Raw genomic sequence first — 15,554 nt, forward strand, 5'->3', positions numbered from 1 at the left:
TACTCGCGGCTGATGAACTAAGCCAAATAGTTGAACGAGAGGCCCTCCAGTATTATCAATCATTCAATCTATCTTCCTTCGAATCCCGCAGGTGAAGTTTTAACTTTTTTTCCACTTGTTGCTTTGACTTTTGATTTGTTTTTAAACATTGTAGGATCAATATCAAACATACTAATTGCAAGTTGATTACCACCATGAACGTGTGCGATTAACTTGTCATGCCCTTTAAAAGGAGCATAAGCTGCGGAACCACCGAACTCACCTGTATTAGCTAAAATGACAGGTTGGTACATATGATAGTTTAAAGCTGTAATCATGTTATCAAAAGTATCTACATCTTGATTTAGTGCAGAAATAACATACATATCAGAAATATCTCGGAGATCCGCGGCTTGCTCAAGGTCAGTAGAATCATAACAAATGGCACCTGCTACTCGAATCCTTCTGTTTCCTGATTTTTGAAACTCTACTAGTAACTGATAAGGGCGGTGTCCTTGAATCTCCATGGACTCTTCATAAACAGTCATATTTTTTTTACCTTGCCATACGGTAACATCAGGGTCATCGTCAGAGTATAGAATCCATATAGCTTGGTTAACCAATACTTTATCTGTAGTTCTTTCTTGAAAGCAAACACCTGCGAATATACTAGCTTTAGTCTGTCTTGATAATCTTTTTAGATAATCGATATCATCTGCGTGAACCGAAAGTTCTGGGAAAACAATGAGATCAACAGCATTTGCAGCTTCTCGTTTATTAACGACTGAATTTGATGATGCAGCTTGCCATGCAGCTAAATGTTTATTTACTAGATGGCAAACATCAGCGATATGTCCACGGTGTTTCCTCCTAAATTCAGGTGTCCAGTAAATGGGGTTTTTCAAATTGAAATCTGACATGTTAGGAAGTAGAGATTGAACAATAACAGCCCTAAATTGATTATCTTCTTCTCTCTTTTTGTTGATAACTGGTAACACATACACTGGAGTATTTGAAAGCTTACCGTAAAGCTGCTGTTGTGTCTTTTTTCGACCTTTTATAATCTTCATTAATTCGACGCGTGTGGGTGCTTCACTAAAGTTTTTAAGGTGTCTATCGAAATAATGAATACCAGGCCACTGAAGCATGCGAAGAAGGAGTTCACTTAGCCAAGGTGATAGGGGTAATGGTTCTGTGAAAACACCTTGAGCAAACACAGACATACCAAAACGTCGGGTAAACCATGTTGATTTCAATCCTTTGTAGCCGTAAGAGATCGAATGATCTTGTCTAATCAAATATGAGTGTGTTGTAAAGTCATATTCTCCAGTAATACAAGAGCGTATAATGCTTCCTAGATTATAGAGCCAAAAGTACTCTTCTTTGACCCAAGGCTTATCATATAAACGATCTAATGAAAGTGTAGAATTACTACTACTGGAAAGTGTGAGAGTAAAAGAATCCTTTATACTCGGATTTTGTATAGAATCAAATTGCTTGAACTTAATTTGTACATCTTCAAGTGAAAGTCCGCTTTTAGAATTCAATCTATTATAGAAGGTAGGATCTAATAATTTTTCAATTAAAATCAGCAGTGCATTCTCCTGTTGGAAAGGATTATCGGGACTACTGATAATAGTTGCTAGGTTATAACTAGTTTTATTTGTTGATTTTTGTGACAATACTTTTTTGATATTGTCTCTGTAAGCGATAGAAGAAAGCTCTGGTGCTTCGTTCAGTACCTCTTTTTCTATTTTAATATGTTTGAAAACTTCATGCACCAAATCGGGTCGATTTATGGATAAAACCTTTAATGTTGTGATTTTTAAATCCATGCTCAATAAGTTGTAGAATTCAGAAATCCAAAGTGCAAATCTAGTCACATTTGGTTTGAGTTGTTGCACGACTAGACTTGTCACAAGTCGATCTTCAATTTTCTGTATATCTACAGGTTCAATAGTTTCATAAAGCAAAGACTGATGAAGAGCAACATAATGTTCCATTGCTTTTAGACTTTCCCAGTTTTTAAATGCATATGGTTGATCCAGTGAAGCTAGATATAGTGCAGCCTGCTGGTTTAGGTACCATGAGCATTGAGTAGCATTTTTTAATATTTTTCGAGCAAAAAGAGCGAGTGTCTCGCGAAATGCTTGAACATCTATATTTTGCGGATAGTCCTGTTTATGGCGATATCCTATCCAAACTGCACTTGAACATAGGAGATCGGCTGCTACATATTCCATTGCAAATTTATGTTTTTTTTCATTGTTATTAATTAAAAAAGAAAAAGGAAGAATAAATATTTTAGATTCTAGAGCATCAATAACTAAACTTAAAAGAGACGGGTCGGGATAGAGATCTAGTCCGAATTTAAGTAAAGAGGAAAGAGCTGGATTCCTTGACCAAATGGAAATCAATTTGCGTGAATATAGTTCAAGATCATGATCAATACTTGCAACATTTCCACTTGTCTGTTGCGATGTATTCACAAAATCTTCTTCAGGAATGTTAATTCCTTTCTGTGTTCTCAGAGCATCAACTAGTCGCTTTGCAGCGAAACGTTTAAGTGTATCTGAGTTGACATCTACGTTTAATACAGAGATTCTTGATAGAGCGAGAGTATTGAAACTGTTTTTTGGCTTCTCATCAAGGTGTTCCGAAAGCTGCAATAGACTATCTAAATCACTTATGATCTGTCTAATTGAGTCTATATCAGGAGTACCACTGATTACATTTTGAAGCATATTCATACGAGCTGACAACTCATTTTGGCTAGATATCTCCTGATAGCTTTGAATTTTTGTTTTGTCTTCATTGATGCACAGGGGTTCACTATGTTTAGTAACTTTCATTGAACTGAGATGTGTAGATAGACATAAGCCGACTTCCTTAGTAATTACGCTTATGAGTTCTTGAGGCAATATATCATCGCTTGCTTCAATAACTAAACGCATGTCATCTACATATCTACAATAATCCCGAATTCTAATCTTGTTTGATAAGTTTTCAGTTTTAATTTCTTTATGTAAAAGTTCACCAACTTTTTTATCGAATCCCATCATATATATATTTGAGAAAAATCCTCCAGCTACAAGACCCTGAGGCAAGCCTTCTGGTAAACTTTCAATCTCAAATATTTCCATTGATTTCATTTTATCATCAGGATCCCATTTCCATGAGAATATGTTCTTGAGACTTTTCCAGAATGAATTGTCATTTCTTAAAGAAAGATCAGTAATTTGGTATTTAGAAGCATAATCCTCGTATAAACGCTTTGTTTCGTTAATCAAAGCTGTTCTGTCTATTCGATCATAGAATTTCTTAAGATCAAGCGTAATTACATACTGCTTCATACTAGGTTGTGCTATTGAATTATAGTACTGGCACATAAATTTTGGCCTTTTTAAGAATTGTTGATAGTCTTCATAGTACATTCGATAACTTTTAGAATTTCCCCAGCCAAATGTTGCCTTGTTTTTTCCGTCCATAGAATCCCAGTGACAGTGCAGACGATTTCCATAACTAAAAACACTTTGTTCTTGTGCTTCGACGAAATTATCACCGTCAGTAGGTCCCTGTAGAGTTTCAATTGCATCAGCCAAGCACAACATTGCTGCCGTAGCAATGGATTGGTCCCGAATTCCTATGTGTGCTAACGGGCGTAGACTAAAGTCCTCTTCAATATCAATATCTAAATCTGAAGTCTTATCTGTAGGTTTCCAGTAAACATTCCCATCTTTAGGAAACTCCCAAGTAGAGGTTTTGGGCGCAGGTACCAGCATTAAATTATCGGGTTTGTACACATCAGTTTCTAGTTGCTCTGCCCAAAGAGTAAGATTTTTTTCCAAAGTAATAGTTGATAGATCAAGTTCTAACACATCTGCATACCAGTTATGTCGCCTGATGTAACTGTGAGATTTTTTCCAAGCTTGCGCTAAGATAACAGGATCGACTAAGTATTCTTTTCGTGGAGATAAGGCCAGGTACTTTTCATTAATGATTGTCATATAATTCCTCCATGCTTATTTGTTAAAGGCAGATAAATTTGTTCATTTACATTAATTATTTATATTTGTAAAAGATGCGGCTTGATTTTCATTATACTATATTGAAAAATAGTCTATAAAAATGGTTTAAGAAAGAGAAGGTACTTAGAAATTAATAAAGTGATTGAAAAGCACATAATCAAAAATTATAAGCACGTCATACATGCTCCAGATCATCGATCGGCTCATGCTGCTTCGATTTGAGATATTCCGCCGGAGACACACCAAAGTGCGCCCGGAATACCCGATGGAAATAGGAATAGCTTGCAAAACCGCAGGATTCGGCAATATGCTCCAGTGTCATTTCACTGTATTTCATACGTTCCAGTGCTGCATTCAGACGGATCTCAATCGCGTATTGAATCATGGTCTGGTTGTAGTGCTCCTTGAATAAACGGACTGCACGTGACAGGCTGAGTCCGGCATAACGTGCGGCTTCTTCAAGTTTAAAGGTAACCGTGGCATGCTCCTCAATAAAGCGTTTTAACTTTAGCGCAGAGGAAACTGCCCGATCCGTCTGAATATTCTCGGTGATTGCCCGGTCGATATATAGACATAATCCGCGTAGTAACGCATCCTTTAGCTCCGCATTTTCCTCAAGAGGTCCACGACGCTTCTCCAGTAGCATATTTCGCCATAGGCTGATCAGCTTATCATCCAGTCCAATTCGGCTTACGGTAGCTCGTTGCTGCCGTTTCCACCAGTGATCGATCCAGCTGCCTTCGCAGAATAGATAATAATCTCCACTGGACAAACGTCCTTCCTTATGTGGTTCATCGACCACGAGATGATAGTCGTCGCCAGGCTTCAAGAGTAACAAATCCCCGCTGGTCATCCTGAATTCTTCATCCTGTACATATACTTTGCACGAGCCTTCGGTCTGCAGGCGGAACAGATAAGTTTGCAGCTCGCCCTTCATATTATGAGTGAACGCCTTATAGTGGTATGAGTAGTCACAGATCAGCACAGATGTCTCTAATGTATCCAAAGATGAAATCCCCCAATATGTTCATCCTTTTACATCATAAGTTTAACTTAACATTTACACGAAAACGGAGAGGACAGAAAGAACCTGAAGAAACGAAGTGTTCGCCTTTATCTCCGGATTTTATCCTTTTGAAAAGGAAATCAAGAAAATCTGGGGATAACAGCGATCGGAAGGTTGTTCTGTCATCGGAGTGCCAGTGTAAATATCTTCAGTTGAAATTATCTACATTCAATAGATGCAAAATGATGGAAATAAAATTTGATCAGATAGTTCATGTTCTGACTATATTGTATATGTTCATTCTAGCCTGTTTTGCGTTAGGATGATACCAGATAGAGCAATGAAAGCAAATTTGAGAACAGAGGTGTATCCTACATGAAGAAACTTAATATTGGTTTGCAATTGTTTACACTCCGTGATGAAACTGCAGCAGATTTTCGTGGTACGTTGCGTAAAGTAGCTGCCCTTGGATATGAAGGCGTGGAGTTTGCCGGATATGGTGACATTCCAGCCGAAGAAATGAAAGCGCTACTAGATGAACTTGGACTGAAAGGATTCAGCAGCCACGTTTCACTACATGCGATGCGTGAAGACTTGCAAAAACAGATCGATTACCTAAAAACAATTGGTGCACAATATATCATTTGCCCTTACCTAATGCCAGAAGATCGTCCTGAGAATGAAGAAGGCTGGACCAAGCTGTTCGCTGAGTTACAACAATATGGAGCTGAAGCGGCGAAGCAAGGATTGATCTTCGGATACCATAACCATGACTTTGAATTCCACGGCCAGGTTGGCGATGCCAATGCCTTTGATGCCATGTTCGCTCAAACATCACCGGAAGCGGTAAAAGTGGAAATGGACGTATGTTGGGTACAATTTGCGGGACAAAATCCGATCGAGTATATTAAACAATATGCGGGTCGTTTGCCGCTGCTTCATCTGAAGGACTTCAGCAAAGACGAACAGGGCCAGATGAAAACACTGGAACTGGGACAAGGTTCAGTTGACCTGCCAGCTGTTATTGAAGGCGCTACGAATGCAGGCGTGGAGTGGTTGATCGTGGAGCAAGACGTATGTCAGAATCCTCCACTTGAGAGCGTATCCAATAGCTACAACTGGCTGAAGCAGAACTATTTGAACCAATTCTAATGGACCATCGAACCATGAAAAATGCTAATCTATTTGTCAAAGGAGACTTATGTACATGAGTAAAATTAAAGTTGCTGTATTCGGCTGTGGAGCCATTGCCGAGCGCAGACATATCCCAGAGTACGCTGCCAATGAGAACGTAGAGCTTGTCGCTTTTGCCGATCCAATTGTGGAGCGTGCGGAGAAGATGGCCGAGACTTATGGAGGTAAAGCGTACTCCAGTTACGAAGAATTGCTTGCAAACGAAACGGTTGATGCCGTTAGTGTGTGTACACCGAACTATCTGCATGCACCAATGGCGATTGCTGCTGCAAATGCAGGCAAGCATGTATTGGTTGAGAAACCAATGGCAGTATCCACTGAAGAAGGCGAGCAAATGATCGAAGCTGCTAAGAAAAATGGCGTGTATCTGATGGTTGGACACAACCAGCGCCTAATGCCTCCTCACGTGAAAGCAAAAGAAATTCTCGACTCCGGCAGACTGGGAAAAGTCCTGAATTTCCGTACTTCCTTCGGTCACCCGGGCCCGGAAGCATGGAGTGTGGACGGAGCGGAAAGCTGGTTCTTCCGTAAAGAAGAAGCGATTATGGGCGCCATGGGCGACCTGGGCGTGCACAAATCAGACTTCATCCGTTACTTGCTGGATGATGAAGTATCTGAAGTGGCTGGTTTCATCAGCACACTGCACAAGGAAGGCACTAAAGTTGACGACAACGCGACTTGCTTGCTGCGCATGAAGAGTGGAGCGATCGGAACGCTGGTAGCGAGCTGGACACAATACAGAGCCGGAGACAACAGTACAGTTCTATGGTGCGAGAATGGTGTTATGAAGATCGGAACAGTCGAAGGCGATGAAGTTATTGTTGAGCTGACCAATGGTACAGTTGAGACGTACAAAGTCGGAGCCATGGCTACCAACGAGAAACAAGTGCCGAGTGGCGTAATTGATGCTTTTGTAGAGTCGATTGTGACCCAAACACCTCCAGCGATTTCTGGAGAAGAGGGCTTGCGTTCCCTGCAAGTTATCTTGGCAGCTTTCGAATCCGAGAAGACAGGTCAGATCATTAAGCTGTAATTCAACCGAATGACAGTGCAATTTCTAACATTTTATATGTACTAATCTATGATATAAGGGACTTATCTCAGAGAAGTGTTCTGGGGTAAGTCCTTCTCTATTTCTTCCCAGGCAAGTGTGGGAAAGTGAACAGTGTATATGGTAATTCGTGCAACAAGGTTAAAACATCTGATCGCTTGTGCAGAACAGAAAGAGGCTGACATTTCACGCTATCGCGGAATATCAGCCTCTTGGAGTCATTAAATTAAATGATAGAATGTTTAACTTTCTTTAGATGCCAGCTGGCACATTACTGCCCAGATCCAGCCATGCGATTTCAGCTGGAGTCAGCGTGATACGTGACCCTTCGTCACAGGAGAGCAGTTCTGCCTGATTCTGGGCTCCGATCAGCGCACAGGTTGGGAACGTCTGATTCAATACATAAGCAAGCGCAATCTGGATTGGTGTTGTTTTCTTGGAATTCGCCAATTGTTCAGCCCGGCGCAACCGTTCCCAGTTGCCATCACTGTAGAATACACGCACCAGATCTTCGTTATCCCGAACTTCAGGTGTGAATCGTCCAGTGAAGAAACCACGCGCTTGGGAGGACCAGGATAGCAATGGAAGCTTGGTTTGATCATGCCATGCCAGCGTCTCTGCATCTGCTGATACACAGCCTTCCCAGAAAGGTTCGTTTGCTTTGGCGAGACTGAGATTCGGACTGCTGAAGGTGAAGCCCTTCAGGCCATTCGCCGCAGCGTACGCATTGGCTTCCTCCAGGCGCTGCCAGGTCCAGTTGGAGGCACCGATCGCGCCGATTTTGCCGGAATCAATGTGTTCGTTCAGTGCTTCGAGAATAACACTGACTGGGGTATTGGGATCATCCCGGTGCAAGGCATACATCTCTACGTGATCTGTCTGCAGACGCTCCAGACTTTCCAACAAGTCACTACGGATGGAAGCAGCGTTAACACGTGGTCCATTCTGGTCATGATGCGCGCCTTTGGTGAGAATGACGATCTGGTCGCGGTTACCACGTTCCTTCATATAACGACCAAGGACTTCTTCACTCTGTCCACCACAATAGATATGTGCTGTATCTACAGTGTTACCGCCAATGGATAGAAATGCATCCATATTCGTAGCTGCTTTATCGTAGGCATCATGCACGAAATAATCGGTTCCTTTAATCAATCTGGAGACGGGTTTAACTGCACCAGCAATTTCGATATATTCCATAAGTCAGTTCATCCTCTCGATTATAGTGTAATTCGTGTACGTTGTTCCGCTGAACGAAGGCAAGCTTCCAGTACTTTCATATTAGCTACCGCATCGGAAGGAGCGAAGCGCAGATCTTTGCCCTGAAGTACGGCACGTGCCATATCATCTCCCTGCAAAGAGTAGTGGTTCACTTGTTGGACTTCAATCTCTCTGCGTTCACCGCCAGCCGTTACATAGAAGTTCGAACTGTTGTCTTGCTGGCTGACAAATGCGGAAGGGACTTCAATAATGCCCTCGGACCCCAGTACCTCCAGCGTGTTGCGGAAGGCTGCCCACATGCTGCTGTCAAACGTCACGCCAACGTGATTATCGAATTCCAGCAGTCCGGATGCCATCATATCGACTTGATCATGCTGCGGGGAGAACATGCCAATCACGGTAGCTGCACTTGGTTCTTGACCAAGCAACAGACGTGCTACGCTGATGGAATAACATCCGATATCATACAGTGCACCGCCGCCCCAATCCCGCCGAAAGCGGACATTGCCGGATGCATTGGAATTATTGAACGAAAATGTACTATGAATACCGCGGATCTCACCGATCTCACCGCTGGCGATGATATCCCTGATCTGCTCGTAACGTGGATGATGGCGGTACATGAATGCTTCAGCCAGCTGCACACCTGCATCTGCACAAGCTTGAACCATTTCCTGAGCTTCCTGCTCAGTCAGAGCCAGTGGTTTTTCGCACAAAATATGTTTGCCTGCCTCAGCGGCCCGGATCGTCCATTCCCGATGCAGATGATTCGGTAGCGGGATATATACGGCATCGATGGAATCATCTGCGAGCAAAGCTTCATAACTGCCATAAGCCTTGTCGATCCCCAGTTGCTTGGCCGTCTGCTTGGCTTTATCTTCGTCCCGACTGGCGATCGCGGTTACTTCATTTAACTCGGATTGCTGCAAGCCTGGAATGACAGATTCTACAGCAATGCTAGCGCTACCAAGAATGCCCCAACGCAATTTTTGAACTGAATTCATGTGTTGTATCCTCCTGTGTATAAATGTATATTGTGATTATAAGGAATAGATGAATGAATTAAAATGATAATATATTGAAGTTAGTTAACACAATATTGTTCAGTAAGGAGAAGTCGTTATGATGAGGCAAACCGTATTGCTAACCCTGCAGGATATTCCATATTTTTGTTACCCGGAATCGGTCGGACATTATATGGAACATCCCCAGCATTCCGTATTACGGGAGGCAGGTGTACTGAACAATTTTAATATTCACTATGTCGCTGCAGGCAAGGGATACGTGGAAGTGGACGGGGTGGTGCATGAGCTTCGTGCAGGTCAGGCCGTGCTTTATTTCCCGCAGCAACAACAGCATTATTATAGCAGTGATGATGATCCATGGGATGTACGATGGGTTCATTTTTATGGTGAACGTCTGCATGATTATATGATTGAGCGGGGGTTACATCGTAATCTGCTGTGGACGCTACGGCAGCGTAACTCATGGGAAGAAGCTCATCTGGCTTTGCTGACTGAAGCGGAACAGAACACCATGCTGCGTCCTGCTCAGCTATCCACACTGACCTATGCCGTACTCGCTGAGTTCGTGCAACATGCGGTACCTTTAAAGAGCACACGCACCACAAGTAAGGCGGAGAGTCGGGTTCTTGCACTGCTTCCGCAGATGCAGCAGGAGGCCTGCCAACCTTTCCTTTTACAGGACTGGGCGGATCTCGCAGGTGTGAGTTCGTATTATTTTTGCAAAATGTTCAAGAGTGCTGTGGAGATGACACCTATGGAGTTTATCACTCGTTCACGGCTACAGATGGCAAAGCAATGGTTGCTGGAAAGGCCTGCGGCCAACATTGGACAGATCGCTGAGGAAGCGGGGTATCCCAATGCCAGTTATTTTAACCGCCAGTTCATGGCCCATGAGGGGATGACACCTACGGATTACCGCGGATTGTATCACAATTAACCCAGATCCTTTCGATGTTGCCAATGCATAAAGTGCAGCGGTTTGACAGAGAGCTTAATCAAGTCTATTATGGATAAATTAAATCCGTGTATAATGAGGTGCCCTCATGAAATATTCAAAAGCGACAAATTATGCTTTGCATACGATGCTTCATCTTGTAAGCACTGCCCCCGAACAGCTGGTTAGTGTACACCAACTTGCAGAACTGCAGAAGGTGTCACCAACCTATCTGTCCAAAATACTGACCAAATTGGTTAAGGCGGGCATGATCGAATCTACATCCGGTGCCAATGGTGGCTATCGGCTTAGTCGTAAAAATCCTGATCCTTCTTTTCTGGAGATCATTCATGCGATTGAAGGTCAGGCGTCTCTGTTCGAATGTTCCCAGAATCATAACGCAGGTTGTTTGATCCAGCAGGTGATGGTGCAGGCAGAAGAAGAGATGGAAAGTTTTTTGAACAATAAGAAAATGTCAGAACTGGCTTCTCAGATGAAGGGTGCACATTCCCTGTAACTTGCACTAGAAGTGAAGTTTCGATGGAAGCTGTTAACTCGTCTGGCACATAGGTATATCCAGATCTTTCCCCAACCTCGTGAGAGGTAAGGAAAGATTTTTTTGTATTGTAGGTATTTTGTTGCATGGGGACGCTCCAAGAGTAAGTGAAATGGTAAGTATTCAAACGTATAATATGTCGTTGTACCTAATAGATGTCGAATGGTACAATAAGGAAGGTATAGTTGCATACATATTCGATCCAATCTTATATCACATTTTACATCTATGGAGGGACAACACATGAGCCAATCAACGATTACAGGACTGGAACAATTGCTCGCATTGGAAAACATTCGGAACACCAAGGCGCGCTATTGCCGCTATATTGATACCAAACAATGGGATACCTTGGGTGACGTGTTCGCTCCGGATGCAATCGCCGATTTCAGTACAGAAGGCAATCCGATTCCGGTATTAACAGGCCGTGATACGATCGTACAAGTATTCCGTGATCTGGTGGATGTTGCCGTAACCGTGCACCATGTACATAGCGCCGAAGTTGAATTTGTATCCGAGAACGAAGCGAAGGTCATCTCCCCAATGGAAGATTGGGTAACGTTCCCGGAGGGCAATGAGAACAAATCGTTCCACGGATTTGGGCACTACCACGAGACTTTTGTCAAAATCGATGGCCAGTGGTACATCAAACATACGAGTCTGAAACGTCTTCGTCTGGACCTGTTTGAATAGTATAATCCGTATAGAAGAATAGAGAAGTTGGTAAACAATAGAATAATAGCCCCGAAGAGCGTGATGAACGCATCCTTGGGGCTTTTTTGTGTTTGTGGGAGAGGGGCAGCTGACAGATGCATAGAAAATGGGATAGAAAAAAGCCAGGTTCAGAACCCGAGGGTCCCTTCCTGACTTCTTTTGGTTAAATGAGATGTTAGATCCGGCTACTTGTTTCCGTGACTTTCCGTGACTGCATTCTCAGATACACCTGAGAGAAAATAACCGATGCGAGTGCGACCACAGTCATTCCCCAGAAAATATTGGTGTACGCTGAGGACAGCGGCATATTTTGCATCGCCGTCAATGCTACACCAGTAACAGCAACACTGAAAGCACCGCTGAAGAATTGACTGAGTTGGAACAGCCCCATACCTGCACCCACCTGATCCATGGTCAGATTGCCTGACAATTCATTGGACACGCTGGTGGTCAGGGAAGAGAAGCCAACGCTGAGCAGGACATAGACAGCCATAATGGCGTAGATGTTATTGTCTGCAAATAAGGCGAATAGCCCGGCAGCTGCCAGTAGCAGCCATGGTGCAAATTTCAATAGCAACGTATTGCCGTGTCGGTCAATCATGCGGCCGATGCGGTTGGAGAGCAGCATAGACACGACTGCACCCGGGAAGATGACAAGCCCGGATTGAGCAGGTGTCAGCCCATACAGATGCGCCAGAATCTGCGGTAACAGGAACAACGTTGAGAAGTTATTGATGTAGGATACAATCCCCAGCGAGCTGAGCATCATATATTTTTTGTCTTTGAACAAAGCAGGTTGGACAAATGGATCTGCCGCGCGCCGAATTCGGAGCCAGAACAGAAGCAGTGCAGCAGCACCGATGACAAGCGTGAACCACTGACGGGAAGTCAGGAATAACAGCACACCGGTAGTACCGATGGCGAGAAGAATGGCACCCAGCAGGTCAAATGAACCTTTTTGCGGTGTTTCCCGCGGGAGCAGTTTGAAGAATACAGGAATCAAGAATAACGTTAGTCCTGTAACGATAAACAGATCGTGCCATCCCAGAAATTGTGTAATACTTCCGCCGATGACGGGACCGAGCCCAAGACCCAGTGAACTGGCGGACATGATGACAGCCATCGATTTACCCCGGCGATCATTCGGAATGTACCGGGTAATCAGCACAATGGCAAGCCCCGGAACCGATGCAGCACCCGCAGCCTGAATCAGACGTGCAATGAGCAATATGATGAAGTGATTACTGAAGAATCCTAGAACGGATGCAGCACCAAGTAAAGTCAGCCCAGTCGTGAATAATGTACGGATAGGTATGAAATCGGATAGACGTGAGAACGTAATCGAGGAAATGGCAAAGACAATGGAATACCCTGTAACAATCCAAGATGAAGCGACGGATGTAAGCATAAATTCGGCTGCAATTTTAGGCAAAGCCAGATTAAACATCATTGTATTCATAACAACGAGTACAACGGTGAATCCGAGCAAGCTTACAATTAAACCTTCCTGTATTCCGGTCCGTTCCCCTGATGATGCGGTTGCGGTGTTGTTCATAAAAACCTCCTAAAGTGATGTGTATTTCGCAACATTTCAGAAACGGTGTGTAACATTTGCAAAATGTAGTATGATGTTAATCCCGTGCCTGACAGCAGGGGATACATAACGAAATCATTAAAGTTCGATTAGTGTCGAACATTAGAAATATATCATGGATCTGTGTTAAAATACAATGGATAGTCTGAAAAAAGGAGACTACAGTATGAAAATTTTACACCATCCACAAGTATCAGATATTGAACTTTCCTCCGTATTGTATGCATTAAGCGACCCGACCCGTCTTGGGATTGTTGCGGAAGCAGCGAGAAGCGGGGAGCAGCCGTGCAGTCATTTTCATGCACCTGTTGTGAAGTCAACGATGTCGCACCACATTCGGACCCTGCGGGAAGCTGGAGTTATTCGGGTCAGAGTGCAGGGCACACAGCATTTTCTCACCCTGCGGTCCGAAGATCTGGAAACACGCTTTCCAGGACTCTTGCAACCATTATTGCAGGCCGCGGCTCAGACGAGCACAGATCTTTCCTAAATGTTGTCCTTTCTTCAGGTCGAAGAGGGGACATTTTTATTTTCTGAATTGAAAAAAAACCTAAACAAGTTAATCATTTAGGGGATTACGGTTTAAGATCAATTAACTTCAATTCGAGAAGTTACACTCAACGTGGCGGGGTAACCATGCTGACTACATTCTCAAATTCCGCCTGCCAGTCGCTCTTGATGATGCTACCGATGTAACCATCGGGTCGAATAAGTATCAGTGTGTCGCTGTTAATGCCGTAGATGTCAGTCAGTTTTTGGGTGGTGTCGTTGATAACATTCTGTTCGGCTTCATTACCAGTACTGACGATGTATCTGTGCAATTCGGCACCACTATCCGGCCAGATCAGGTCAGGGAGGATATGAGCGGCATTGGCTCCAAAAGCAAGCAATGTGAATTGTGGTCCACGGAGAATTTCAAAAAGTCGTCTTACCCCGCCTGGGCCGATGCATGGAGCATCGGGTGCTCGATCTCCGACCTGAAGTGACTTGGTCGCTGATGCATTCTCAGAGCTAAGTTGACCACCATGATACGATAGTGTGAGCTGACGTTCTTCGTCACCGCGTTTGAGACTGGCGAGACGTTTATTATCGAGCTTGGCATACAACTCGCTGGATTTTCCAAGAACGCGTGCGGCTATTGGTTGACGTTCGGCTTCGTAACTGTCAAGCAGGCGATCAGGTGCACCAGCAATGACCTGACCTATCTTCCAACCGAGGTTGTAAGCATCCTGTACACCGGTATTGAGTCCTTGCGCACCGGCTGGAGTATGAACGTGGGCCGCATCGCCTGCAAGGAAGATTCGGCCTGACCGATAATACTCAGCAAGTCGTACGTTGGGTCGGAATACGGAACTCCAGGTAATATCGTAGAGTCGTAAACCAGTGAGCTTGTGGAACTGAGCGGCAAGTACAGCCTCGTTCAGGTCTGGGTTCTCGTCTGTTCCCAACCTGATCATGACCTGGAACTGTTCGGAGTGAGGCAATGGGCATGCTCCGACAAATTTACCTTTTGTGCGTGGCCACATATGCCAACGATTGCGAGACAAGCCATCGATGGTTCCGTCGATGATAAGCATACGATCCGATTCGTTGGTCTCTCCGACAAATCGAATTCCAACACCTTTACGAACGGTGCTTGAACCACCGTCTGCCCCCACCAGAAATCTGCTGCGAATCTTCTCCCCTGAAGAGAGCGTCACCGTCACACCATCGGTATCCTGTTCAAAAGAATCTACCGCGTTGTTAAATTCAATATTTAGCCCCTGACGTTCGAGTAGGCGGTGCAGGATGGCATCCGTACGGTGTTGAGCCAGCAGAAGAATATTCGGATAAGGTAAATCCGGTGTAGGTTTATTTCGCTGTTGCATGCGCCATGGCACAGTGATCGGCCCGAGATGAATACCTGCGAGAGGATAAGTGCTTCCCTCCGCATGAGCATCACTCAGCACGCCGAGGTCCTCCAAAACCTCCTGGGTTCGCGGCTGTACTCCCTTGGCACGAGAACCTTTGAAGGCGTGGGGAGCCTTGTCGACCAGTCGGACACGAAGGCCGCGGCGCAAAAGATCTGCTGCTAATGTAGAGCCGGTCGGGCCAGCGCCTGCAACCAATACGTCAATATCGTAATCTTCCCTCGATGGACTCACATTTGGTTGATGCTTCTCTTGAGCTGGATTGGATCGTATATCTGTCATTTGTAATGTTCCTCTCTTAATTGGGTCTAAAATAATTTTTGATTCTCATCACTAACAGAC

Annotated in this window: 12 protein-coding genes; 6 read left to right on the forward strand and 6 right to left on the reverse strand. The window is 44.1% G+C overall.

The genetic code is table 11. The annotated features are described in order from the left end of the window. Positions 1-68 precede the first annotated feature (68 nt). Both HF638_RS17730 and HF638_RS17735 read right to left on the reverse strand, forming a co-directional pair. Positions 69-3,986 (reverse strand): reverse transcriptase domain-containing protein, encoded by a 3,918-nt coding sequence (locus tag HF638_RS17730; protein WP_169481400.1) that lies wholly within the window; start codon positions 3,984-3,986, stop codon positions 69-71. A 196-nt stretch (positions 3,987-4,182) separates the two neighbouring features. Beyond that, positions 4,183-5,013, reverse strand: coding sequence for a helix-turn-helix domain-containing protein (locus HF638_RS17735; protein ID WP_169481401.1), 831 nt, complete (start codon positions 5,011-5,013; stop codon positions 4,183-4,185). Positions 5,014-5,388: 375 nt separating this feature from the next. Here HF638_RS17735 and HF638_RS17740 point away from each other — a divergent pair, with 375 nt between their 5' ends. Continuing rightward, entirely contained in the window at positions 5,389-6,165 is a 777-nt protein-coding gene (locus HF638_RS17740; RefSeq protein ID WP_169481402.1) for a sugar phosphate isomerase/epimerase family protein, read from the forward strand. 55 nt (positions 6,166-6,220) lie between these two features. Beyond that, positions 6,221-7,240 (forward strand): Gfo/Idh/MocA family protein, encoded by a 1,020-nt coding sequence (locus HF638_RS17745; RefSeq protein ID WP_169481403.1) that lies wholly within the window; start codon positions 6,221-6,223, stop codon positions 7,238-7,240. 270 nt (positions 7,241-7,510) lie between these two features. Here the strand turns inward: HF638_RS17745 and HF638_RS17750 are convergent, their stop codons facing one another. Both HF638_RS17750 and HF638_RS17755 read right to left on the reverse strand, forming a co-directional pair. Beyond that, positions 7,511-8,458: an aldo/keto reductase gene (locus HF638_RS17750; RefSeq protein WP_169481404.1), complete on the reverse strand. Its 948-nt coding sequence runs from the start codon at positions 8,456-8,458 to the stop codon at positions 7,511-7,513. 20 nt (positions 8,459-8,478) lie between these two features. Continuing rightward, positions 8,479-9,483, reverse strand: a complete 1,005-nt coding sequence (locus tag HF638_RS17755; protein ID WP_169481405.1) for a Gfo/Idh/MocA family protein — start codon at positions 9,481-9,483, stop codon at positions 8,479-8,481. A gap of 118 nt (positions 9,484-9,601) precedes the next feature. Here HF638_RS17755 and HF638_RS17760 point away from each other — a divergent pair, with 118 nt between their 5' ends. The 3 genes from HF638_RS17760 (at position 9,602) to HF638_RS17770 (ending at position 11,687) form a co-directional block, all read left to right on the forward strand. Beyond that, entirely contained in the window at positions 9,602-10,441 is an 840-nt protein-coding gene (locus HF638_RS17760) for an AraC family transcriptional regulator (protein WP_169481406.1), read from the forward strand. 106 nt (positions 10,442-10,547) lie between these two features. Then, positions 10,548-10,955 (forward strand): RrF2 family transcriptional regulator, encoded by a 408-nt coding sequence (locus HF638_RS17765; protein ID WP_017692155.1) that lies wholly within the window; start codon positions 10,548-10,550, stop codon positions 10,953-10,955. 282 nt (positions 10,956-11,237) lie between these two features. Continuing rightward, a complete protein-coding gene (locus HF638_RS17770) occupies positions 11,238-11,687 on the forward strand; it encodes a nuclear transport factor 2 family protein (RefSeq protein WP_062836373.1) in 450 nt (149 codons plus the stop codon). A 196-nt stretch (positions 11,688-11,883) separates the two neighbouring features. Here HF638_RS17770 and HF638_RS17775 read toward each other — a convergent pair whose 3' ends face one another. Next, positions 11,884-13,263: an MFS transporter gene (locus HF638_RS17775; RefSeq protein WP_169481407.1), complete on the reverse strand. Its 1,380-nt coding sequence runs from the start codon at positions 13,261-13,263 to the stop codon at positions 11,884-11,886. A gap of 205 nt (positions 13,264-13,468) precedes the next feature. Here HF638_RS17775 and HF638_RS17780 point away from each other — a divergent pair, with 205 nt between their 5' ends. Next, complete coding sequence (locus tag HF638_RS17780; RefSeq protein WP_062836375.1) at positions 13,469-13,792, forward strand: ArsR/SmtB family transcription factor; 324 nt, start codon at positions 13,469-13,471, stop codon at positions 13,790-13,792. Positions 13,793-13,919: 127 nt separating this feature from the next. On the opposite strand, the gene HF638_RS17785 is transcribed toward HF638_RS17780, so the two are convergent. Then, complete coding sequence (locus HF638_RS17785; protein WP_169481408.1) at positions 13,920-15,494, reverse strand: FAD-dependent monooxygenase; 1,575 nt, start codon at positions 15,492-15,494, stop codon at positions 13,920-13,922. Positions 15,495-15,554 lie beyond the last annotated feature (60 nt).

Origin of the sequence: Paenibacillus sp. SZ31 (genome assembly GCF_012912005.1) — a bacterium.
Taxonomy (GTDB): Bacteria; Bacillota; Bacilli; order Paenibacillales; family Paenibacillaceae; genus Paenibacillus.

Bases quoted from the DNA above. Each gene is read 5' to 3' on its own strand.
- HF638_RS17730 (WP_169481400.1), bottom strand. From the start codon at position 3,986: ATGACAATCATTAATGAAAAGTACCTGGCCTTATCTCCACGAAAAGAA.
- HF638_RS17740 (WP_169481402.1), top strand. From the start codon at position 5,389: ATGAAGAAACTTAATATTGGTTTGCAATTGTTTACACTCCGTGATGAA.
- HF638_RS17745 (WP_169481403.1), top strand. From the start codon at position 6,221: ATGAGTAAAATTAAAGTTGCTGTATTCGGCTGTGGAGCCATTGCCGAG.
- HF638_RS17750 (WP_169481404.1), bottom strand. From the start codon at position 8,458: ATGGAATATATCGAAATTGCTGGTGCAGTTAAACCCGTCTCCAGATTG.
- HF638_RS17755 (WP_169481405.1), bottom strand. From the start codon at position 9,483: ATGAATTCAGTTCAAAAATTGCGTTGGGGCATTCTTGGTAGCGCTAGC.
- HF638_RS17760 (WP_169481406.1), top strand. From the start codon at position 9,602: ATGATGAGGCAAACCGTATTGCTAACCCTGCAGGATATTCCATATTTT.
- HF638_RS17765 (WP_017692155.1), top strand. From the start codon at position 10,548: ATGAAATATTCAAAAGCGACAAATTATGCTTTGCATACGATGCTTCAT.
- HF638_RS17770 (WP_062836373.1), top strand. From the start codon at position 11,238: ATGAGCCAATCAACGATTACAGGACTGGAACAATTGCTCGCATTGGAA.
- HF638_RS17775 (WP_169481407.1), bottom strand. From the start codon at position 13,263: ATGAACAACACCGCAACCGCATCATCAGGGGAACGGACCGGAATACAG.
- HF638_RS17780 (WP_062836375.1), top strand. From the start codon at position 13,469: ATGAAAATTTTACACCATCCACAAGTATCAGATATTGAACTTTCCTCC.
- HF638_RS17785 (WP_169481408.1), bottom strand. From the start codon at position 15,494: ATGACAGATATACGATCCAATCCAGCTCAAGAGAAGCATCAACCAAAT.